The organism is Motilibacter peucedani, from assembly GCF_003634695.1.
Taxonomy (GTDB): Bacteria; Actinomycetota; Actinomycetes; order Motilibacterales; family Motilibacteraceae; genus Motilibacter; species Motilibacter peucedani.
The window spans coordinates 675342-696716 of record NZ_RBWV01000010.1; the positions used below are offsets into that span (position 1 = coordinate 675342).

At 73.2% G+C, this 21375-nt stretch carries 20 protein-coding genes and 1 pseudogene; 12 read left to right on the forward strand and 9 right to left on the reverse strand.

The genetic code is table 11. The features are described 5' to 3' along the window. Position 1: 1 nt before the first annotated feature. The 3 genes from CLV35_RS08030 to CLV35_RS08040 form a co-directional block, all read right to left on the reverse strand. Positions 2 to 871: a hypothetical protein gene (locus CLV35_RS08030; RefSeq protein WP_121192904.1), complete on the reverse strand. Its 870-nt coding sequence runs from the start codon at positions 869 to 871 to the stop codon at positions 2 to 4. After that, entirely contained in the window at positions 861 to 1358 is a 498-nt protein-coding gene (locus CLV35_RS08035; protein ID WP_121192905.1) for a SigE family RNA polymerase sigma factor, read from the reverse strand. Before CLV35_RS08035 ends, CLV35_RS08030 begins: the two co-directional genes overlap by 11 nt. A 177-nt stretch (positions 1359 to 1535) precedes the next feature. Continuing rightward, complete coding sequence (locus tag CLV35_RS08040) at positions 1536 to 2579, reverse strand: NAD(P)-dependent alcohol dehydrogenase (protein ID WP_121192906.1); 1044 nt, start codon at positions 2577 to 2579, stop codon at positions 1536 to 1538. A 261-nt stretch (positions 2580 to 2840) separates the two neighbouring features. On the opposite strand from CLV35_RS08040, the gene CLV35_RS08045 reads away from it, so the two are divergent. Continuing rightward, positions 2841 to 6284 carry a LamG-like jellyroll fold domain-containing protein gene (locus CLV35_RS08045; protein ID WP_121192907.1) on the forward strand — a complete coding sequence of 1148 codons (3444 nt, stop codon included), beginning with the start codon at positions 2841 to 2843 and terminating at the stop codon, positions 6282 to 6284. 21 nt (positions 6285 to 6305) lie between these two features. Continuing rightward, positions 6306 to 7061 carry a sulfite exporter TauE/SafE family protein gene (locus CLV35_RS08050; RefSeq protein WP_121192908.1) on the forward strand — a complete coding sequence of 252 codons (756 nt, stop codon included), beginning with the start codon at positions 6306 to 6308 and terminating at the stop codon, positions 7059 to 7061. 6 nt (positions 7062 to 7067) lie between these two features. Here the strand turns inward: CLV35_RS08050 and map are convergent, their stop codons facing one another. After that, complete coding sequence (gene map, locus CLV35_RS08055; RefSeq protein WP_121192909.1) at positions 7068 to 7841, reverse strand: type I methionyl aminopeptidase; 774 nt, start codon at positions 7839 to 7841, stop codon at positions 7068 to 7070. A gap of 64 nt (positions 7842 to 7905) precedes the next feature. Here map and CLV35_RS08060 point away from each other — a divergent pair, with 64 nt between their 5' ends. From CLV35_RS08060 to CLV35_RS08075, 4 genes are all read left to right on the forward strand, one after another. Next, a complete protein-coding gene (locus tag CLV35_RS08060; protein ID WP_121192910.1) occupies positions 7906 to 8208 on the forward strand; it encodes a helix-turn-helix domain-containing protein in 303 nt (100 codons plus the stop codon). A gap of 78 nt (positions 8209 to 8286) precedes the next feature. Next, a complete protein-coding gene (locus CLV35_RS08065; RefSeq protein ID WP_269203895.1) occupies positions 8287 to 8772 on the forward strand; it encodes an SRPBCC domain-containing protein in 486 nt (161 codons plus the stop codon). Next, on the forward strand, positions 8769 to 9122 hold the full coding sequence (locus CLV35_RS08070) for an ArsR/SmtB family transcription factor (protein WP_121192912.1): 354 nt from the start codon (positions 8769 to 8771) through the stop codon (positions 9120 to 9122). The genes CLV35_RS08065 and CLV35_RS08070 overlap by 4 nt, the downstream gene beginning before the upstream one ends. Beyond that, complete coding sequence (locus CLV35_RS08075; RefSeq protein ID WP_121192913.1) at positions 9115 to 9558, forward strand: SRPBCC family protein; 444 nt, start codon at positions 9115 to 9117, stop codon at positions 9556 to 9558. The genes CLV35_RS08070 and CLV35_RS08075 overlap by 8 nt, the downstream gene beginning before the upstream one ends. On the opposite strand, the gene CLV35_RS08080 is transcribed toward CLV35_RS08075, so the two are convergent. The 3 genes from CLV35_RS08080 to CLV35_RS08090 form a co-directional block, all read right to left on the reverse strand. After that, positions 9542 to 10786: an HNH endonuclease signature motif containing protein gene (locus CLV35_RS08080; protein WP_121192914.1), complete on the reverse strand. Its 1245-nt coding sequence runs from the start codon at positions 10784 to 10786 to the stop codon at positions 9542 to 9544. The two genes, CLV35_RS08075 and CLV35_RS08080, sit on opposite strands and share 17 nt — an antisense overlap. Before the next feature lie 273 nt (positions 10787 to 11059). Next, the gene (locus tag CLV35_RS08085) at positions 11060 to 11896 is read right to left on the reverse strand and encodes a VanZ family protein (RefSeq protein ID WP_121192915.1); all 837 of its coding nucleotides are present in this window, start codon (positions 11894 to 11896) and stop codon (positions 11060 to 11062) included. Between the two features lie 78 nt (positions 11897 to 11974). Then, a complete protein-coding gene (locus CLV35_RS08090) occupies positions 11975 to 12328 on the reverse strand; it encodes a VOC family protein (RefSeq protein ID WP_121192916.1) in 354 nt (117 codons plus the stop codon). Positions 12329 to 12365: 37 nt separating this feature from the next. On the opposite strand from CLV35_RS08090, the gene treS reads away from it, so the two are divergent. Beyond that, positions 12366 to 14678, forward strand: coding sequence for a maltose alpha-D-glucosyltransferase (gene treS, locus CLV35_RS08095; RefSeq protein ID WP_121192917.1), 2313 nt, complete (start codon positions 12366 to 12368; stop codon positions 14676 to 14678). Here the strand turns inward: treS and CLV35_RS08100 are convergent. After that, positions 14675 to 15022 (reverse strand): YciI family protein, encoded by a 348-nt coding sequence (locus tag CLV35_RS08100; protein WP_121192918.1) that lies wholly within the window; start codon positions 15020 to 15022, stop codon positions 14675 to 14677. The genes treS and CLV35_RS08100 overlap by 4 nt on opposite strands. Positions 15023 to 15091: 69 nt before the next feature. Between CLV35_RS08100 and CLV35_RS20980 the strand changes: the two are divergent. The 5 genes and pseudogenes from CLV35_RS20980 (at position 15092) to CLV35_RS08125 (ending at position 20733) form a co-directional block, all read left to right on the forward strand. Continuing rightward, positions 15092 to 15854 (forward strand): annotated as a pseudogene (locus CLV35_RS20980) (MBL fold metallo-hydrolase). 81 nt (positions 15855 to 15935) lie between these two features. Continuing rightward, on the forward strand, positions 15936 to 17666 hold the full coding sequence (locus tag CLV35_RS08110; RefSeq protein WP_121192919.1) for an ABC transporter ATP-binding protein: 1731 nt from the start codon (positions 15936 to 15938) through the stop codon (positions 17664 to 17666). 83 nt (positions 17667 to 17749) lie between these two features. Beyond that, complete coding sequence (locus CLV35_RS08115; RefSeq protein WP_231121611.1) at positions 17750 to 19666, forward strand: ABC transporter ATP-binding protein; 1917 nt, start codon at positions 17750 to 17752, stop codon at positions 19664 to 19666. A 19-nt stretch (positions 19667 to 19685) separates the two neighbouring features. Beyond that, complete coding sequence (locus tag CLV35_RS08120) at positions 19686 to 20276, forward strand: hypothetical protein (RefSeq protein WP_121192920.1); 591 nt, start codon at positions 19686 to 19688, stop codon at positions 20274 to 20276. Positions 20277 to 20280: 4 nt separating this feature from the next. Continuing rightward, a complete protein-coding gene (locus CLV35_RS08125) occupies positions 20281 to 20733 on the forward strand; it encodes a hypothetical protein (RefSeq protein WP_121192921.1) in 453 nt (150 codons plus the stop codon). Between the two features lie 6 nt (positions 20734 to 20739). Here the strand turns inward: CLV35_RS08125 and CLV35_RS08130 are convergent, their stop codons facing one another. After that, on the reverse strand, positions 20740 to 21354 hold the full coding sequence (locus CLV35_RS08130) for a TIGR03086 family metal-binding protein (RefSeq protein ID WP_121192922.1): 615 nt from the start codon (positions 21352 to 21354) through the stop codon (positions 20740 to 20742). Positions 21355 to 21375 lie beyond the last annotated feature (21 nt).

Consider the following 21375-nt stretch of genomic DNA (forward strand, 5'->3'; position numbering starts at 1 on the left):
ATCACGGCGTGCCGAGCGGAGCAGCCGGGGCGGTGCCGGTGAGCCGGTCGGCCGCGGCCCGCGCGAGCGAGTCGAACCACGCGGCCGGCAGGTGCGCGTCGTACATCGCCACGTCCTTTCCCCACGCGTTGAGCGAGAGCCGTGTGACCAGGTCTCCCGAGCGGGCGACGACGATCCACTCGACCGCCGTGCCGCCGTCGTCGCTCACCGCCGTCTCCGTCTTGGCCCCGACCCACTGCGGGTCCGTCGTCGGCGACGCCGTCATGACCTCGACCACGTGGTCCGGCGTCGTGCACGTGAGCAGGGCGGCAGCCGTCGCGTACGCGGCCTCCGCCTTGCCCGGCGCCATGCGGGCGACCTCCTGGGTCAGGTTCCAGGACACGCCCCCTGCGGAGTCGACAGACGAGTCCGCCCAGTCCGCAGCGGTGTAGGCGCTGGCGTCGGCCGTGCCGGGCAGTCCCCTCCCGCTGTCGGCCTTCGTGCCCGCCGGCCAGCCGAGGTCGGCGGGGCTGAGCAGGTGGCCCGCCATCGCCGGGTCGGCGGCGGGCAGGTCGGCCCGCGGGATGGCGTCGGCAGTGGTGCTGTAGACGTGCTGGTCGGGGCAGGGTGCGGCGACCGGAGTCGACGCGGCCGAGGGGGCGTCGCCGACCACGACGGGCACGCCGTCGCGTCCGGACCCGCGGGTCTCGTGCACCACGGCGCCACCGGCGATCACGGCGCAGACGGCGACCACGGCCCCCGAGGCGGTGGCGCGGCGGCGCCGGACGAGCGCGGCCCTGGTCCACGGCGCAGTGTCGCCGCGGTGCGGGCGGGTGCGCCGCAGCTCGTCGTCGAGCACGGTGAAGGCGGAGCTCAGGCGGTCATCGGACATCGGTCGTCTCCTCGACGGGGTCGGTCAGCAGGTGCTCGAGGCTGGCGCGCGCGCGGAACAGGCGCGACTTCACCGAGCTGGGGGTGGTGGAGGTCTCGGCGGCGATCCGCTCGAGGGGCAGGTCGTAGAAGTAGTGCAGGACGACGGCGACGCGCTGCGCCTCCGGCAGGGCCCGCAGCGCCCGCACGAGGGCGACGCTGTCGGGTGAGAGCTCGGGCACCGGGTCGGGCGGACCGTGCCGGCGCCAGGCGAGCGCCCCGGTGCGGGCCCGGCGCCACCGGCTCACCGCCAGGCGCATGGCGACGGTCCGCAGCCATGCCTCGGGCGAGTCGACCTCGCCGAAGCTGCGCCGGCGGCTCCAGGCGCAGGCGAAGGCCTCGTTGACGACGTCCTGGGAGTCGCCCAGGTCACCGGTGACCGCGTAGACCGCGCGCACGAGCCGCGGCGCGCACGCCGCGTACAGCTCCTCGAAGTCCTTCTCCTGCACGGCGACTCCCGCTCCCCGCTCGGCGACTGCCTACGACCAGGGTGACGCGCGGGGGAGGCTCGCGGTTGCGGTCGGCCTGCCAGACGCACGACGGCCGCCGCGCCCCAGGCGCTCCTCGTGGCGAGGTAGCGCGGGCGCGGCGGCCGTCACCGGCAGTGCTCAGATGGTCGGCAGTGCTCAGATGGTCGAGGCGTCGATCACGAAGCGGTAGCGCACGTCGCTCGCCACCACGCGCTCCCACGCCTCGTTGACCTGGTCGGCGGAGATCGTCTCGATCTCGGCGCCCAGGCCGTGCTCGGCGCAGAAGTCGAGCATCTCCTGGGTCTCCGGGATGCCGCCGATGCCCGAGCCGGCCAGCGACCTGCGCCCGCCCATCAGCGAGCCGAGCGTCACCGACACCGGCTCCGGCGGCGCACCGACCTGCACCATCGTGCCGTCGGTCTTGAGCAGCGCGAGGTAGTCGTCCATCGGCAGCGGGGCCGAGACCGTGTTGACGATGAGGTCGAAGCGGCCGGCGAGCTCGCTGAAGGTGTCGGGGTCGCTGGTCGCGTAGTAGGCCGAGGCGCCCAGGCGCAGGCCGTCCTCCATCTTCTTCAGCGACTGGCTCAGCACGGTGACGTTCGCGCCCTTGGCGGCGGCGATCTTCACGCCCATGTGCCCGAGGCCGCCGAGCCCGACGATCGCGACCTCCTTGCCAGGCCCCGCGCCCCAGTGGGTGAGCGGGGAGTAGAGCGTGATGCCGGCGCACAGCAGCGGGGCGGCGACGTCGAGCCCGACGCCCTCGGGGATGCGCAGCACGAAGTCCTCGGTCACCACGATGTGGGTCGAGTAGCCGCCGGCGGTGGGCTTGCCGTCGCGGCCGACCGAGCCGTAGGTGCCGATGTTGCCGTTCAGGCAGTACTGCTCGAGGCCCTTCTGGCAGTTCTCGCACTCGCGGCACGAGTCGACCAGGCAGCCGACTCCGACGCGGTCGCCGACGGCGTGCTTGGTGACCTCCGCGCCGACCTCGCTGACGACGCCGGCGATCTCGTGGCCGACGACGATGGGCCAGCCGACCTGGCCCCACTCGCCGCGTGCGGTGTGGATGTCGGAGTGGCAGATGCCGGCGTACTTGATCTCGATCAGCACGTCGTGGGGGCCGAGGTCGCGGCGCTCGATGGTGGTCGGCACGAGCGGTGCGGCCTCGCTGGGGGCGGCGTAGGCCCGGACGGTCGTCGGCATGGGGGTGCTCCTCGCGGTGTACGTCTGCGGCCGCCTCACGCGGCGCGCGAACGGCCCGCCGTCGCGGGCCGCCCTGCCAGTCTGCCCGCCGCCCGGGGGGCGCAACCGCCATGACGTGCTCACCCGTTCGGCGGACGGAGGCGCAGGTGCCGTCCTAGGCTCGGAGCGCAACGAAGACCACGGGGGTCGGAGGGGCCGCAACGGCGTCGGCACAGAGCTTCGCCGCGGGCTTCCTCCTCGCACGACCATCAAGAGGCGCTCATGCGCGCAGCACGCAGCCTGGCGACGCTGGCCGTCGCCGCACTCCTCGCGGCCGGGGCAGCCGCGCTCCCCGCCGGCCCGGCCGCGGCCCTCGAGAACGGCACGGTGCCCGCCGCCGCCGCCAGCTCGTGGCAGACCAACGGCGTCGTCCGGGCCATCACCGTCGCCAACGGCATCGTCTACCTCGGCGGCGACTTCACGTCCGTGCGCCCTCCGGGGGCGGCGGCGGGCAGCGGTGAGGTGTCGCGCAGGTACCTCGCCGCCTTCAGCGCCTCTACGGGCGCGCTCGTGAGCTCGATCAACCACACCGTCTCCGCGCCGGTCTACGGGCTCTCGACCAGCTCGGACGGCTCGCGGGTCTACCTCAGCGGCGACTTCACCAGCATCGACGGCGCCTCGCACGGCCGCGTGGCTGCGCTGTCCGCCGCCGGCGGCGGGCTGCTGCCCTGGGCGCCGAGCGTCAACGGGCGGGTCAACAGCGTCGTCGCGACGGCCACCACCGCGTACGTCGGCGGCTCGTTCTCGCAGGCCGGGGGCGGGGCGGCGACCCGGGTCGCCGCGCTGAGCGCGTCGACCGGAGCACGGGTGGCCGGCTTCTCGGCGAGCGCCGACAACGTCGTCTACTCGATGGCGCTGTCCGCGGCGGGCGACGTGCTCTACCTGGCGGGCGGCTTCCTCAGCGTCAACGGCAACACCGGCTACCACGCCGCAGCGCCGGTCAGCGCGGCCACCGGTGCCCTGCTGCCCTTCTCCGCCGGGTCGGTGATCCCGCCCAAGAGCGCCACCTGCACCAGCGAGATGAAGACCGTCAAGACCGACGCAGGGGCCGTCTACTTCGGCGCCGAGGGCACCGGAGGCGGCTGCTTCGACGGGACCTTCTCGGCGCGGGTGTCCGACGGCACGCTGCGCTGGGTGAGCCGCTGCCTCGGCGCGACGCAGGGCATCGAGATCCTCAACGGCCTGCTCTACGAGGGCTCGCACGCCCACGACTGCAGCGCCGACAAGTCGGACCCCGACGCCTTCCCCGAGGTCGGCTGGTCGAGGGGGCTCTCGCGCCACCTGCTGGCGCGCAGCGCGAGCGACGGGCACGTCTCGTCGTGGTACCCCAACACCAACGGCGGCCCCGGCGGCGCCGGCCTCGGCCCGCGCGTGCTCGCGACCGACGGCACGCAGCTGTTCGTCGGCGGCGAGTTCACCAGCGTCAACGGGCGCAACCAGCAGGGCTTCGTACGCTTCTCGCCCTCCACCGGCGACACCACCTCGCCCGCCCAGCCGGCGGCGCCGAGCGTCACGGCGAGGCCAGGAGGAGCGCTGGCGGTCTACGTGCAGTCACCGCTCGACACCGACGACACGGACCTGACCGTGCGCATCTACCGCGACGGCGGCTCCACGCCCATCGCCTCCGTGCCCGTGCACGCGCTGTTCTGGCGCGACCCTGTGGTGGGCGTCGAGGACGCCGGCCTGGCCGTCGGCAGCAGCCACACCTACACCGCCGACGCCGTCGAGACCTTCGGCACCCGGGTGTCGCCACGCTCGGCGGCCTCGCCCGCGGTGCAGGCGGTGGCGACTCTGCCGGCCTACTCGACCGCGGTCCTCGACGACTCGCCGAGGCTCTTCTGGCGGCTGGGCGACGTGCGCGCACCGGCTGCTGCCGACAGCTCGCCCAACCTGACCGGCGGGGTCTTCTCGCCGACGGGCGTGAGCTACGGCGTCGCCGGCAAGGGGCCGGGCGAGCTGGCGATCACCACCGACGGGGTCAGCGGGCTGCTCTCCAGCTCCGCGGCCGTGCCCGCCCCGACCGCCTTCAGCATCGAGGCGTGGTTCCGCACCACGACCACCTCGGGCGGCAAGATCCTCGGGTTCGGCAACCGGCAGGGAGGGCTCGACTTCAACGGGAACGCCGCGGTGAGCGGCTCCTACGACAAGCACGTCTACATGACCAACAACGGTCGGCTGGTCTTCGGGGTCTACACCGGGTCGCCGCAGACCATCACCTCGGCGAGCTCGTACAACGACGGCCAGTGGCATCACGTGGTCGGTACGCAAGGTGCGGCGGGGATGGCGCTCTACGTCGACGACGTACGCGTCGGCACCAACCCGACCACGACGAACCAGTCGTTCTCCGGCTACTGGCGCGTGGGCGGGGACAACCTCGCCAGCTGGCCGAACGTGCCGACCAGTGCGTTCTTCGCCGGCACGATCGACGACCCCGCGGTCTACCCGACAGCGCTCACCGCCGCGCAGGTCGACGCGCACTGGCGGGCGTCGGGACGCGGACCCGCCGACACGACGCCGCCCAAGACGGCCATCACCTCGCCGGCGCCGGGCGCCAGCGTGCAGGGCCTGACGACCGTCTCCGCGACGGCGAGCGACGACACCGCCGTCGCGTCGGTGACCCTGCGGGTCGACGGGTCGGTGGTCGGCACGGACACCTCGGCGCCCTACGAGTTCGCGTGGGCAGCCAGCGGTGCCGGCAGCCACACGCTGGTCACCACGGCGCAGGACGCCGCAGGCAACACGGGCTCGTCCAGCCCGGTCGTCGTCACGGTGACCAGCACGGGCGACACGACGCCCCCCGGACCGCCCGGTGCGACGACCGTCACGGGCAGGGGCACCGACCACGTCGACCTCGCCTGGACGGCCGCGTCCGACGACCAGGGCGTCGCGGGCTACCGGCTGGTGCGTGACGGGACGGTGCTGCCGACGGTCATCACGGGCCTCAGCACCACCGACACCGGGCTGGCGCCGGGCAGCCGGCACACGTGGACCGTGCGGGCCGTCGACACGTCGGGCAACGTCGGCCCGGACAGCGCGGCGGTCAGCGCGCGAACCCTGCTGTTCACCGACAGCTGGGCAGGTGCCGACGGCACGCCGTGGAGCAGCGCGTGGACGACCGGCACCTCCAACGGGACGGTCAGCACGCAGGCCGGCGGCGGCTCGCTGCTCGTGGGCAACGTCTCCGGTGCCTTCGCCCGCGCCCAGCTGACCGGCGCCGCGCCGCGCGCCGACACCGACACGGTGCTCTCCTACCGCTGGAGCTCGACCGGCGCGACGGGCTACCTGGACGTCTACGTCCGCGGCTCGGGCGGCTGGCAGAACGCCTACCGGCCGCTGACCGGCTACGGCATCGAGGTGGCGTCGAACTCCACGACCGTGAGCCTGTCGCGCAACGTCAACGGCGTGCGGACGACTCTGAGCACCGTCAACGCCCAGAGCGTCACGACAGCCCGGCAGTGGCTGCGCATCCGGGTCACCGGCTCGACCGTGCAGTACCGCATCTGGCCCGACGGCTCGCCCGAGCCGGCCGCCTGGAGCTCCACCGTCACCGACACCGCGGTGACGGCACCGGGTCAGCTGTTCGTCTCGGCCGACCGCGGCTCGCAGAGCACGACCTCGCGCTCGGTCACCCTCGACGACCTGGTGGTGGCCGACCTCGCGCCCTGACCGGGTGCGACACTCGGCCGGGTGTCCGCCGCCCACCTCGCGCTGCTCGTGGCGGCGGGGGTGGGCGCCGGGCTCGCCGGCAGCGTGACCGGCCTCGCCTCGCTGGTGAGCTACCCCGCCCTGCTCGCGACCGGCCTCTCACCGGTCAGCGCCAACGTCACCAACACCGCGGCGCTCGTCTTCAGCGGCGTGGGCGCGACCCTCGGGTCGCGCCCGGAGCTGGCCGGGCAGCGTACGCGCGTGCTGCGGCTCTGCGCGGCGTCCGCGACCGGCGGCGTGCTGGGCGGGGCCCTGCTGCTGCTCACCCCGGAGGGCGGCTTCGAGCGCACCGTCCCGTGGCTCATCGGGCTGGCCTCGGTCTCGATCCTGCTGCGGCCGGTGCGGCTCGCTCGTGCGGTGGCGCATCCGGGTCACACCGACGGACGAGCCGTGCAGGCCGCTGTGCTCGCGGTGGCCATCTACGGCGGCTACTTCGGTGCCGGTGCAGGCGTCGTGCTGCTTGCCCTCCTGCTCGCGGTGACCGGTGAGCCGCTGCCGCGCTCGAACGCGGTCAAGAACGTCGTGCTGGGCGTGTCGAACGCGGTCGCGGCCGTCGCCTTCGCCGTCTTCGGTCCCGTCGACTGGTCTGCAGTGGTGCCCCTGGCTCTCGGCTTCCTCGCGGGCGGCCGGCTGGGGCCGGTGGTCGTACGCCGTGCGCCGGCGGGCGCGCTGCGTACGGTCATTGGCCTGGCCGGGATCGCGCTCGCCGTACGGCTCGGAGTGCAGGCGTACGGCTGAGGTCCCTCACGCTGCCGGGGGCAGCGTGAGCACCTCCGCGCCGTCGCGCGTGATGGCGACCGTGTGCTCGCTGTGGGCGGTGCGGGCACCGGTCGCGCTGCGCAGCGTCCAGCCGTCGGCGTCGGTCACCAGCGTGGCCGTGTCCGCCATGACCCAGGGCTCCAGCGCGAGCAGCAGTCCCGGGCGGAGCTTGAAGCCCCGGCCGGGCCGGCCGTCGTTGGGCACGTGCGGGTCCTGGTGCATCGTCGAGCCCACGCCGTGGCCGCCGAACTCGGTGTTGACGGGGTAGCCGGCGGCGCGGAGCACCGTGCCGATGGCGTGCGAGAGGTCGCCGACGCGGGCGCCCGGCCGTGCTGCGGCGATGCCTGCGGCCAGCGCTTCCCGGGTGGCCGTGATCATCGCGGTGTCCTCCGGTCGTCCCTGGCCCACGACGAAGCTGACGGCCGAGTCGGCCACGACGCCGTCGAGCGAGACCGCGAGGTCGAGGGTCACCAGGTCGCCGTCGACGACCGCGTAGTCGTGGGGCAGGCCGTGGAGGACGGCGTCGTTGACCGAGGTGCAGATGTAGTGGCCGAACGGTCCGCGACCGAACGACGGCGCGTAGTCGACGTAGCAGGACTCCGCGCCGGCGTCCTCGATCATCGAGCGCGTCCACGCGTCGATGTCGAGCAGGTTGGTGCCGACCTGGCAGCGAGCCTTCGCCGTCTGGAGGATGGTGGCGACGAGCGCGCCGACCGCCCGGGCGCGCGGCAGCTGGGCCGGGTCGAGGATCTCGATCACGTGGCGCCTCTCGCAGTCCAATAACTATCCCGGACAGCGTAGCCCGTCCGCTAGCATCGCGGCCATGGTGCGACTCCCGCTCACCCCCGCGGAGGTCGAGCGCGGGCGGCGTCTCGGCGCCCTGCTGCGCGGCGCCCGGGGGGACCGGCCGCTGGTGGCGACGGCGCTGGATGCGGGCGTCTCGCCCGAGACGCTGCGCAAGATCGAGTCAGGCCGCGTGGCGACCCCCGCGTTCTCCACCGTCGCCGCCGTCGCCCGGGTGCTGGGCCTGTCGCTCGACGCGCTCTGGACCGAGCTGCACACCCCGGCGGCACCGTCGGACGTGCGGCAGCCGGTCGAGGGTGCGAGCGACCGCCTGGTGTCCTGACCCCTGCACCGCCTCGTTCTGCGGGCGCAACCGGTGGTTGCGCTTGTTGGTCGACAAGGCGTACGTTTCTCGCAACCGATGGTTGCGAGAGAGGGGACAGCAGTGGGGCTGGGATCGATCGAGCGGCGCGTGCACGTCGACGCATCACCCGACGTGGTGTTCGAGGTGGTCAGCGACCCCGTCCACGTGCAGCAGTGGTGGCCCGACGAGGCCCACTACGACAGCACGCCGGGCAGCCCCGGCGACATCGTGTTCGGCAAGGCGGGGGAGCGGGTGGTGGTCGGCTTCGAGGTCGTGGAAGTGCTGCCACCACGCCGGTTCTCCTTCCGGTGGACTCAGCCGGCAGGGGAGCCGGCCGCCATCGGCAACTCGTTCCTCGTCACCTTCGAGCTCGAGCCCGCCGGCGACGGGACCCTGCTGCACATGACCGAGACCGGGTTCCGCGAGCGCGGCTGGGAGGCCGCAGTGCTCGAGGAGACCTACCGCGACCACGAGCACGGGTGGGACCACCACCTCGCACGGCTGGCGCCCTACGTCGCCGCCCGACTCGCGGGTGCGCGGTGACGGTCGCCGTCGACGACCGGTTGTGGTCTGCAGTGGGCGACCCGACCCGACGCCGGATGCTCGACCTGCTGCTGGCAGCAGGAGGCGGCACCGCGACCACCCTGAGCGCCCAGCTCCCGGTGACGCGGCAGGCGGTGGCCAAGCACCTGGTGGTGCTCGACCGCGCCGGTCTCGTCCACGCCACGACGGCAGGTCGGGAGAAGCACTACCACGTCGACTCAGCGCAGCTCGAGCGCGCCGTCGCTCAGCTGGCCGAGGTCGGCGCCACGTGGGACCGGCGACTGCGCCGGATCCAGCAGATCGCCGAGGCGGTCGCGACGAGCACGAGGAAGGACGCGCACGATGGCTGACATCCTGCACCGCATCGGAGTCGAAGGGTCGACACCGCAGGCGGTCTACGAGGCGATCACCACGATGGACGGGCTGTCCGGCTGGTGGGCGGAGAAGACGACCGGGTCGACCGAGGTCGGCGGCGTGGTCGAGTTCCGGTTCCGTCCCGGCGGGTTCGACATGCAGGTCGTCGAGCTCGAGCCCGGCAGCCACGTCCGTTGGCTGGTCGTCGACGGGCCGGCCGAGTGGGTCGGTACGCACGTCGACTGGCGGCTGCGGCAGGACGGCGACTTCACCATCGTCCTGTTCAGGCACGAGGGCTGGCGTGAGCCGGTCGAGTTCATGAGCCACTGCAGCACGAAGTGGGCGACCTACCTGCTCAGCCTCAAGCAGCTGCTCGAGACGGGGACGGGCGCGCCCGACCCTCGCGACCTGCAGATCAGCGACTGGCACTAGTCCTCGTCGCTGGTGAAGGGCAGGGGGAGGGTGGCGCCGGGGTTGCGGTCAGGGCGTGGACTGCTGGTGTGGGTGGCCCGCCCCGGGGTGAGCGGATCTGGAACAGGCCGGGTCTGGCGGGGTCGGGTTCGACGGTCCAGCCGTCCCCGTGGACGAGGTGGTGGCAGCGTTCGCAGAGCAGGCACTCGTTGACCAGGTCGGTGGGGCCGGAGTCGCGGGCCCAGTGCTTGATGTGGTGGACCTGGACGGTGCGGTTCTCGCAGCCGGGGGTGATGCACCCGCCGTCACGGACCCACGCGGCCTTGACGTGCGACTTCGGGGCGAGGCGTATCTCCCGGCCGAGGGCGAGCGGCTCGCCCCACTCGCTCACGATCACCGGGGTGAGGTCGCAGGCGCAGGTGAGCCGTGCGAGCGCAGCAGGGCCGAACGAGCGCCCGACCAGGGCCGCGAGCCCGCTCGCCGCGAGCCCGGCCGCAGCCGCCGCCGCACTGCCACCGCCGCCACCGACCCCGGCGCCGGCTGCCGCAGTGAGTTCGGCGCGCAGGGTGGGCAGGTCGAGCACGAGGCTCAGGTGCGGGGCGACCCCGCCGACGGTCGGGGCCTGGCCGGTGGCGAGGGCGGTGGCGGCGAACTGGACGAGGGTGTCGGCGGTGCGTTGGGCCTTGGTGCGCGGGTCGGGGCTGCCGTCGGGCAGGGCCTGGCGCCCGGAGCAGGCGTCGAACGCGGCCTGAACCAGGGCGCCGTCGGCGGGGTCGAGCAACCCGGACAGGGTCCACGTGCCGTCGAACCCGGGGGTGATGTTCAGGTGGCGCAGCGCGCGCTGGCGTTCGGCGCGCGCGGTGGCGGTCTCGTCGGGGTCGACGACCTGCACGAGCCGATCGACGGCGAGGCGGAGCTGGTCCGGGCTGGAGGTGCGGGCCAGCCCGAGCAGGGTGTCCTCTGCCTGCTCCATGGTAGGAGTGCCGAGCTTGCAGCGGCCGCGGGTGAGGGCGTCGACGTGCGCGGCGTCGATCTCCGCGGCGGCCAGGGCGGTGGCGGTCTTCGGCAGCTCCGCGCAGGTGCGGGCCCGGGACAGCCGGGTCCGGGCGGCGCGGCCTCGAGACGCAGCTGGTGTGCCGCAGCCACGCCGCGGTGGAGGGCGCGGCGTCGAGCCGGTAGGCCTCCCGCGCGTCCACCGTAGACAGGGTCGCCGCTTCGAGCGCGTCGAGCTTCGCGCGGACCGCCGCAAGTGCCTTGAGCCGTGACAGCAGCCCTTCGGAGGTCGCGGTACCTAGGGTGTCCGGGTCGCTGGACAGCAGGGCATCGAGGGTGCCGGTCATCGACTCCCACGCCCGCGACTCCGCTGCTGCGATCACATCCCGGAACCTACAAGCCACCACCGACAGAGTTGCAGGTCGTGAAAAGCCTACGCAGCAGTACATCCCGCATGCATAGCGTCACCGACGCCCGGCCCGAATGCCTCTGCATGCCACTTGCCGCCAGGCGGCTGGACCGCCGCGCCTCAGCGGCCCGTCGCCCAGACCAGCAGCGGTGAGCCGTCGACGGGCTCAGGGTGCACAGGGCTTCCGTCCGGAGCGACCGCCGGACCGCTGTCCGGGCGGGTGACGCCGACGGCGGACACGACGGAGTCGCCGTCGCTCTCGTAGCTCAGGACGGTGGGCTCGCTGTCGGCCGGGACGCTCGAGGTGCCGTCCGCGGTCACGACGCACAGCGACCCGCCCGCAACGGCGTACGCGACGACGCCGTTCGTCAGCCGGGTGACCGGCCGCGTCGCCGGGTGCGAGCACGTGTCGCCGTCAGCGGGCGACGCTCCGACCAGCGTCGCGAACGCCGCCCAGCCGAGCAGAGCGGCGGCTGCGGCCCCGGCCACGAACCGGTGGGCAGGCAGCAGCGCGGGGAGCCGCCGCGTACCGGTCAGTGCGAGCGCCGCACCCGTCGCGGCGAGGCCCAGGACCCCGCCCACCGTGTTGTTGAGGATGTCGTCGACGTCGAACGAGCGCCAGGCACGGCCGACCGCGAGCGACCCGAGCAGCTGGCCGGTCTCGATGGCCACCGGGACGGCAACGCACACCAGCAGCAGCTGCTCGTAGCGCCGGCGCACGACCAGCGGCAGCAGCAGACCGAGCGGGACGGTCATCAGCACGTTGCGCTCGGTCTCCCACCCGCCGAGCAGGTCGGGCCGGTGCAGGTGCAGGTTGGCGCTCGGGGCGTCGTGCGAGGCGCCCGGCACCGGCGGCCCGGGCAGCGGAAGGAAGGCAGCGCCGGCGAGCACGAGCAGGTAGGCGCACAGGGCAGCGGTCGCCAGTCGCTGCGCGGCGCGGGAACGCAGGTCGGTCACGGCTCGAGCCTCCCGCGGCGGGGCGGTCCGGGGATCACCCTGAGGTGCCGAGGGGCTGGTCCGCGGGTACCGCTCCGCTCAGGCAGGCTGCCACAGCTCGATGCGGTTGCCCTCCGGGTCGGTCACCCAGCCGAAGCGGCCGACTCCCTCCATGTCCTGCACCTCGGCGGCGACGTCGGCGCCCGCAGCGCGCAGCTGGGCGAGCATCGCGTCCAGATCACGGACCCGGAAGCCCAGCATCACCCGCTGGTCGAGCGAGCCGAAGTAGTCGGTGTCGGCCTCGAAGGCGGCGACGACGGTCGGCCCGTCGGCCTGCTGCCAGACGCCGGTCTCGTCGCTGGCCAGGCCCAGCGCCTCGCGGTACCACGCGCCCAGCGCAGCCGGGTCGGACGCCCGCACGAACAACCCGCCGATGCCCAGGACATGCTCCATGCAGCACAGTGTGCAGGAGCGGCGACCGGGGCACAGGATGCGCACCGGGTCGCGGGACGAGCTGGACCGGGAGGCGCGCCCGTCGGGGCGCGCGGGGGAGGAGAGGCGGAGCGTGGACGAGACCGTCGAGCACGACGCGAGCGAGATCACCTACGACGAGCAGCGCTACCCGGCGCGGCCCCAGCGGCTGCGTCCGCGGGCCCAGCTGCGCGGCGGCGGCACCCGGCGCACCGACTGGCGGGCCGCGGACGGCACCAACCCGTCCTACGTGCAGTGGCTCGTCAGCCAGTCGATGCTCGCCGACGCCGACGTCCTGAGCCGCCAGCTCTCCGGCCAGCCCAGCATGTGGCGCAACCCCTACGCCCGCCCCGACGCCCGGCGCGCCCTGCGCACGGCGTCGGTGTGGTTCACCGCGTACCCGATCTCGCTCGTGACCCGCGCGGGGGAGTCGTTCCTCGCCTCGCTCGGGAGCGACGAGCTGTGGCAGGCGTTCCAGCGCATCGGCATCGACGCCGTCCACACCGGCCCGGTCAAGCAGGCGGGCGGCATCACCGGCTGGCAGCTCACGCCCAGCGTCGACGGGCACTTCGACCGCATCAGCACCCACATCGACCCGGTGTTCGGCACAGAGGAGGAGTTCCGGCGGGTCTGCGAGGTCGCCGACTCCCACGCCGGCAGCGTCATCGACGACATCGTGCCCGGCCACACCGGCAAGGGCGCGGACTTCCGCCTGGCCGAGATGGCCTACGAGGACTACCCGGGCATCTACCACATGGTGGAGATCCCGAAGGAGGACTGGCACCTGCTGCCCGACGTCCCGGAGGGCCGCGACGCGGTCAACCTGGACGCCGAGGCGGAGGCCGAGCTCGCGGAGGCGGGATACATCATCGGCGCGCTGCAGCGCGTCATCTTCTACGCGCCGGGCGTCAAGGAGACCAACTGGAGCGCCACGGCGCCGGTGGTGGGGGTCGACGGCACGTCGCGGCGCTGGGTCTACCTGCACTACTTCAAGCAGGGGCAGCCCTCGATCAACTGGCTCGACCCGACCTTCGCCGGCATGCGCCTGGTCATCGGCGACGCGCTGCACTCGCTCGGCGACCTCGGCACCCACGCCCTGCGCCTCGACGCCAACGGCTTCCTCGGCGTCGAGAAGTCGGCGGAGGGGCTGCCGGCGTGGTCGGAGGGCCACCCGCTCTCGCACGCCGCCAACCACGTGATCGCCGGCATGGTGCGCAAGGTGGGCGGCTTCACCTTCCAGGAGCTCAACCTCACCATCGAGGACATCCGCGACACCGGCCGGGTTGGCGCCGACCTCTCCTACGACTTCGTCAACCGACCGGCCTACCACCACGCGCTGGCCACCGGCGACACGGAGTTCCTGCGCCTGACGCTGCGAACCTCCCTCGAGGTCGGGGTCGACCCGGTGGGCCTGGTTCACGCGCTGCAGAACCACGACGAGCTGACCTACGAGCTCGTGCACTGGGCGACCCTGCACCGCGACGACGTCTACCGCTTCCGCGGCCAGGAGACCACGGGTGGCCAGCTGGCCGAGACGGTGCGCGCCGACCTGCTCCGGCACCTGACCGGCGACGCGGCGGACTACAACCTCGTCTTCACCACCAACGGCATCGCGTGCACCACCGCGTCGGTGATCGCCGCCACGCAGGGGCTGCAGACGCTCGACGCCATCGACGACTCCCACGTCGAGGGCATCCGGCGGGCGCACCTGCTGCTCGCGATGTTCAACGCCTGGCAGCCCGGCGTCTTCGCCCTCTCGGGCTGGGACCTGCTGGGCATGCTGCCGGTCCCGGCCGAGGAGGTGCGCGAGCTCATCGCCACCGGCGACACCCGCTGGGTCCACCGCGGCGCGCACGACCTGATGGAGGTCGCGCCCGAGGCGACCACGTCGGCCGCCGGCATGCCGAGAGCCCGCTCGCTGTACGGGTCGCTGCCCTCCCAGCTCGAGTCGGAGTCCTCGTTCGTGTCGGGCCTGCGCTCGGTCCTCGACATCCGCCGCCGCTTCGACATCGCCGTCGCGACCCAGCTCGACGTCCCCGACGTCGCCCACCCGGGGATGCTGGTGCTGGTGCACCGGCTCGACGGCGGCGACCCCTCGCTGGTCGACGCACCGATCCAGGTAACCGTCCTGAACTTCACCGGCGAGACCATCGAGGGCAGCGTGCGGTCGTCGCACTTCACGCCGCGCCACGCCGTCACGGACGCCACCACCCGGGGTGAGATCGGGTGGGTCGACGACCTGCAGAGCTTCAGCGTCTGGCTCGGGCCCTACGCCGGGCTGTTCCTCGTGCTGTCGCCGGAGGCCGCGCAGGAGGGCGTCCGCACCGTCTAGCTCCGGACCACGCCCCCACTGTGCACCGGGCGGACCTCGACGCCGCCGCCCTCGCGCAGCACCGGATTGGTGCGCGCGAGCGCGAGCGCTGCGTCCAGGTCGGGGGCCTCGACGACGTAGAAGCCCGCCACGACGTGGGAGGCGTCGACGAACGGGCCCTCCGTGGTGCCGTCGGGGCGCAGGGACCTGGCCATCGAGCGAGGCGTCAGCGCGTAGGCGACGAGCATGGACTCGGCGGCGACGAGCTCCTCGGCGTGCTCGTCGCACGACTCGGTGTCGGCGGCCGTGGCGTCCGGCGCGTGCGCCGAGTCCGGCGCGTAGATCAGGACGGCGTACTGCCCCACGGTGTCTCTCCCTCGTCGGCCAGCACCTGTCGTGGCCCAGTGTGCCCCCGTCGCCGCTAGCCTCGCGGCATGCGGCTGTCCCTGACCGTCCTCGGCACGGCGACGCCCCACCCCGCGCCTGACCGGCCGTGCTCCGGCTACCTGCTCGAGGCGGGGCAGACGCGCGTGTGGGTCGACGCCGGGCCGGGGTCGTTCGCCAACCTGCAGCGGCACACGGCGCCGCAGCACCTCGACGCCGTCTGGGTCTCCCACCTGCACGCCGACCACTGGACCGACCTGCTCAGCGCGTTCTACGCCTTCGCCTACGGCGGGCTCGAGCTGCCGAGGCCCGTGCCCGTGTGGGCACCGCCCGGGCTCGCGTCGCGGATCGCCGGGGCCTTCGGCCGCACCGACATGGGCGGGCTGCTCCGCCCCGCACCTCGAGCTGCACGAGCTGCACGACGGCGCACGCGTGGCGGTGGGGGAGCTCGAGCTCGAGGCGAGCGCCGTGCGGCACGACACCGAGGCGTACGCGTTGCGCGCCGAGCACCGCGGCACCGTCCTCGCCTACAGCGGCGACACCGGACCCTGCCCCGCGCTCGACCGTGCAGCCGCGGGCGCGGACCTCCTGCTCTGCGAGGCGGAGGCCGACCGGTGGGACCCCGGCGAGCCGCAGGTGCACCACACCCCCGAGGACGCGGGAGCGCTCGCGCGGCGTGCCGGCGTCGGCCGGCTGCTGGTGACGCACGTCGGCCCGACGATGGGGCGTGAGGTCGCGACCGAGCGAGCTGCCTCGGTGTTCTGCGGTCCGACGCAGTGCGCCCGCGAGGACGAGCGGCACGAGCTGCCCTGACTCGACGGCGCGATTCTCGCGGGCGTCCTGTCAGCCCCGAGGCGTAGGCTCGGCCGGCGTCCGACCAACAGGGAGCCGCCCGTGCTGTACCGCTTGCTGCGCACCCGTTCTGCGCCCTACTCGACCCTGTTGGCAGGGGTCGTGGTGCTGCAGTTCGTCGGCACGCTGGCGTCGCTCTACCTGCCGCGGCTCAACGCCGACATCATCGACGAAGGCATCGTGCGCGGCGACACCGGCTACATCGTGCGCACCGGCGGCTGGATGCTGCTGGTCAGTGCGGTGCAGGTCGTCTGCTCGGTGACCGCGGTCTACCTCGGCGCGCGCACCGCCATGGGGATGGGGCGCGACATGCGGGCCGAGGTCTTCTCCCGCATCGGCACCTTCTCGAGCCGCGAGGTGGCGCGCTTCGGAGCGCCCTCGCTGATCACGCGCACCACCAACGACGTGCAGCAGGTGCAGATGGTGGCGCTGATGTTCTGCAGCATGTTCATCGCCGCGCCCATCATGTGCGTCGGCGGCATCGTCATGGCGCTGCGCGAGGACGTCGGCCTCTCGTGGCTGGTGGTCGTCGCGGTGCCGGTCCTCGCGGGTGCCATCGGCCTGGTCATCCGCGAGATGGTGCCGCAGTTCCGCCTCATGCAGAAGCGCATCGACGTGGTCAACCGGGTGCTGCGCGAGCAGATCACCGGCATCCGCGTGGTGCGCGCCTTCGTGCGCGAGCCGCTGGAGACGGAGCGGTTCGGCGTGGCCAACGACGAGCTGTCGCGCACGGCGCTGCGCGTCGGCCGGCTGCAGGCGCGCATCTTCCCGCTGGTGCTGCTGATCCTCAACGTGTCCAGCGTCGCGGTGCTCTGGTTCGGCGCGCCGCGCGTCGACTCGGGCGCGATGCAGGTCGGCGCGCTGACCGCGTTCCTCAGCTACCTCGTGCAGATCCTCATGGCGGTCATGATGGCGACGTTCATGCTCGTCATGATCCCGAGGGCGGCGGTGTGCGCGGAGCGCATCACCGAGGTGCTCGACTGCGAGACCTCCGTCGTGCCCCCCTCCGAGCCCGTACGCGGTGGTGCGTCCCGCGGTGGCCGCCTCGAGTTCAGGGACGTCGAGTTCAGCTACCCCGGCGCCGCGGAGCCGGTGCTGCGCCGCATCTCCTTCGTCGCCGAGCCGGGGACCACGACGGCCGTGGTCGGCAGCACGGGCGCCGGCAAGACGACGCTGGTCTCGCTGGTGCCGAGGCTGTTCGACGCGACCGGGGGAGCTGTGCTGGTCGACGGGGTCGACGTCCGGGAGCTGGAGCTCCAGGACCTCTGGCGACGCGTGGCGATCGTCCCGCAGAAGCCCTACCTCTTCACCGGCACCGTCGCGAGCAACGTGCGCTACGGCAACCCTGACGCGACTGACGAGGAGGTGTGGCGCTGCCTCGAGATCGCCCAGGGCAAGGACTTCGTGGCTGCCATGCCCGAGGGGCTCGCCTCTCCGGTCGCCCAGGGCGGCACCAACGTCTCGGGCGGACAGCGCCAGCGCATCTCCATCGCCCGGGCCCTGGCCCGCCGGCCGCAGGTCTACCTGTTCGACGACTCCTTCTCCGCCCTCGACCTGGGCACCGAAGCGAGGCTGCGCGCCGCGCTCTCCGAGGTGACGGCCGGTGCGACCGTCGTGGTCGTCGCGCAGCGGGTGTCGAGCATCCTCGACGCCGACCAGATCCTCGTGCTGGACGACGGGCTGCTCGTCGGCCGCGGCACGCACGCCGAGCTGCTGGAGACCTGCGAGACCTACCGCGAGATCGTCGAGTCGCAGATGGCGGTGGCCGCGTGAGCGTCGGCGCCGGGCAGGCCCGGGCGGTTCCGCAGCGGCTGCCCGGAGCCCCGCGAGGTGGTCCGGGGCGCGGCGGCCCCGGCATGGGGCTCGGCATGCCGGTCGAGAAGTCCATGGACTTCGGTCCCTCGGCCCGCCGACTGATGGCGCGGTTGCGGCCGCACCGTGCGCAGGTCGTGCTCGTGGTGGCCCTGGCAGTGGTCAGCGTCGTCCTCAGCGTGCTCGGGCCGAAGATCCTCGGTCGGGCGACCGACGTCATCTTCACCGGGCTGGTGAGCCGGCAGCTGCCTGCCGGCTCCACGAAGCAGGAGGTCGTCGAGGCGGCGCGGGCGCGCGGCGACGGTGCACGCGCCGACCTGCTCAGCGGGATGCACCTGACGCCCGGCCACGGCATCGACCTCGCGCACCTCCACCGCTTGCTGCTCCTGGGTCTGCTGCTCTACGTGGCCGCCAGCCTGCTCGGGTGGCTGCAGGGCTGGCTGCTCGCCGGGATCGTGCAGCGGGTGGTGGTCCGCCTGCGCGAGGAGGTCGAGGAGAAGCTCAACCGCCTGCCGCTGCCCTACTTCGACAAGCAGCCGCGCGGCGAGCTGCTGAGCCGGGTGACCAACGACATCGACAACGTGCAGCAGACGCTGCAGCAGACCCTGAGCCAGCTGCTCACCTCGCTGCTGACGATGGTCGGCGTCCTGAGCATGATGTTCTGGATCTCGCCGCTGCTCGCGCTCGTGGCCCTGGTGGCGGTGCCGCTCTCGGTCGTCGTGACCAAGCAGATCGCCACGCGCTCGCAGAAGCAGTTCATCGCGCAGTGGCAGCACACCGGCGCGCTCAACGGCGTGATCGAGGAGTCCTACACCGGCCACGAGCTGGTCAAGGTCTTCGGGCGGCAGGCGGAGACCGAAGCTGACTTCCGGGCGAAGAACGACCAGCTCTACCAGGCGAGCTTCGGCGCGCAGTTCGTCTCCGGGATCATCATGCCGGCGATGTTCTTCATCGGGAACCTCAGCTACGTGGTGGTGGCCGTCGTGGGCGGGCTGCGCGTCGCGTCGGGCGCCATCACCCTCGGCGAGGTGCAGGCGTTCATCCAGTACTCACGGCAGTTCACCCAGCCGCTGACGCAGGTCGCCTCGATGGCCAACCTGCTGCAGTCGGGGGTCGCGTCAGCCGAGCGGGTCTTCGACCTGCTCGACGCCGACGAGCAGTCGCCCGACCCCTCCGACGCGGCGGTGGTGCGCTCGGCGCGCGGGCGCGTCGAGTTCGAGCACGTGTCGTTCCGCTACGAGCCCGACCGGCCCCTGATCGAGGACCTCTCGCTCGTGGCCGAACCCGGTCAGACGGTGGCGATCGTCGGCCCGACCGGCGCGGGCAAGACGACGCTGGTGAACCTGGTGCTGCGCTTCTACGAGATCGACGGCGGGCGCATCACCCTCGACGGTGTCGACGTCCGGTCGATGACCCGGGCGGACCTGCGTCGTCGCGTCGGCATGGTGCTGCAGGACACGTGGCTCTTCGGCGGGACGATCCGCGACAACATCGCCTACGGCCGGCCCGACGCCTCGGACGAGGAGGTGCTGGCGGCAGCGCGGGCGACCTACGTCGACCGCTTCGTGCACAGCCTGCCCGACGGCTACGACACGGTGATCGACGCCGAGGGCGACAACATCAGCGCGGGGGAGAAGCAGCTCATCACCATCGCCCGCGCGTTCCTGTCCGACCCCTCGCTGCTCATCCTCGACGAGGCCACCAGCTCGGTCGACACGCGCACGGAGGTCCTCGTGCAGCGGGCCATGGCTGCGCTGCGCTCCGACCGCACGAGCTTCGTCATCGCCCACCGGCTGTCCACCATCCGCGACGCGGACCTGATCCTGTTCATGGAGGACGGGCGCATCGTGGAGCAGGGCATGCACGACGAGCTGGTGGCAGCGCGCGGGGCCTACTACCGCCTGCACCAGGCGCAGTTCACCCGTGGCGCCGACGAGACCGCTGCTGCCGCGACGGTCTAGCAGGTGCCACCATCTGCACATGAGCGCTCGACCTCGTGCGGCCGCGGCCGCCTTCACGGCTGCACTCCTCCTGGCGTCGGGCACTCCCGGCACCGCTGAGGCCTCGACGGCCCCCGCCCACCGCACCACGACCTCGCGGGTGCACATCACCGGCTGCCCTGCCGGCTGCACGGTCACGGCCTGGCGCTCCACCATCCCGACCGGTGCCTCGAGCGAGGGGGCGCTGGACACCGCGTCCGTACGCCACGGCCGTGCGGTCCTGCACGTGCCGACCAGCGTGACGCGCTACCTGTTCTTCCTGGTCGCCGACCGCGCCGACCACCAGGCGGGCGAGGGGCTCGTGGGCGTCGCCCTGCGCTACGACGGCACGCGCGTCGGCCAGGTCGTCAGCGCACCGCAGGCAGCGCGTGCTGCCGCCGGCTACGACTGCTGGGCCGGCACCACTCTCTCGGACGTGACCTTCCGGTTCCGGGCGCAGCTGTTCCCGAGTGTCGTCAACGGCTTCCGCCGTGACAGTCTGCGGGTGTGGTCGGTCCGCGTGGTACGCACCGCTGGGCCCTCGGCCACCACCTTCCACGGCGCGCTTCCCAAGCAGGACGCCGCCTGCTGATCCGGTGGCCACCTACGTCGTGAACTACAACCCGCTGCGGGCGACGTGGGGACCCGCCGACCGGGCGCGCGCAGTGGGGGAGACGGCGCGGGGGCGGCGCGTCGCCGAGCGGTGGAGCACTGGCGGGCGTACCTCGGGCGTCGTGCCGGGTGACCGGGCCGTCCTGCTCAGGCAGGGACCCGGGCGGCGCGGCCTGATCGGCCGCGGCACGTTCACCAGCACGATCTACCGCGATGCACACTGGGACGGCAGTCCACGCGATGCCAACTACGCCGACATCCTGTGGGACGTCCTGCTCGACGACGCCGACGTGATCTCCCTCGAGGAGGTGCGCGCCGTGGCGCCGTCGGTCCCCTGGAACCACCTGCAGGGGTCGGGCGTACGCGTGCGGCCGCCCGACGACGTCGCGCTGGAGCGCTTGTGGGCGACGTTCGCGCGTGGGCCCGCGGGGGAGTGACCCGAGTCAGGAGACGGCTGCGGGGACACGGCCCGTCGCGCCGAGCAGCCTGTGCAGCAGCGGCGCGTCCGCCGGCACCTGCACAGCCGCTCGGAACAGCCCCGGGATGCCGTCCGGGGCGCTCTCGGTGAACGGTCCCACCCAGCCGTAGGCGAACGCGACCAGCGTTGCGGTGGCCGGGCCGTCGGCATCGAAGGGCTGCTGGACCGCTGTGGCGAGGTCCCAGCCGTGGATGAGCACTTCGTCGACGGCTGCAGCGGCAGCGTCGCGCGCCTGCATCTCGACACCGCCGACGGAGGTCGTGCCCTCCCACGCGGCGGGATCCCGCCACGCACGAGCGAGGTCGGACAGCCGCTCCGGCACGCGGTCGCGCCATCCGTCCTGGAGCACGATCTCCTCGAGCGGTGTCCCGGAACCGGTGGGCTGCTTGCGCGCGGCCGCGGCGAAGGCCAGGGCCAGGTCGTCGATGTGCGCGACCAGCGCCGCTACGGCGATGCCCTCGCAGGGTGTCGGTGCGTCGAGGTCCTGGTCGGACAGGCTCTGAACGAGTTCGGCCAGCTTCCGGGTGGCCGGGTCGAGCTCGACCTCGACGGACGCTGCTGTCGGGTGCTGCGCCTGCACGGCGGCCCTCCTCTGTCGAAC